Annotated in this window: 1 pseudogene; it reads left to right on the top strand. The window is 82.0% G+C overall.

The window, feature by feature from the left end:
- Nucleotides 1–361, top strand: a pseudogene (locus tag GQS09_RS28430) (oxidoreductase); the annotation flags it as partial.

Consider the following 361-nt stretch of genomic DNA (forward strand, 5'->3'; position numbering starts at 1 on the left):
CCCGGCGCCCCGGGCGCGGCCACGCCCGCCGGCACCTCCGCCGCGCGTTCCGCGCTGACCGCCGCGTTCGACCAGGCCTGGCTGCGGGTCAATCTCGGCCGCCTGGCGCAGACCCCGGAGTCCCGGCTGCTGACCCGGCCGGAACTGGCCGCCCGCGCCGCGCTGGCCGCCCGCTCCGTCCCGGCCCGGATCGCGGACGGGGCGCTGCGCCCGCTGCTGACCGTGCTGCTGGCCGATCCCGCGCTGTCCGCCTCGTGCCGGCTGAGCGACCTGCTGCTGCGCGCCTTCGCCCGTTCCGGGCTGGGCCTGCCGGCCGGGGGCGCCGCCGCGCTGCCGGAGCTGCTGGCCGCCGGCCTGCCGC

It is taken from the genome of Streptomyces sp. YIM 98790, from assembly GCF_011421595.1.
GTDB lineage: Bacteria > Actinomycetota > Actinomycetes > Streptomycetales > Streptomycetaceae > Streptomyces.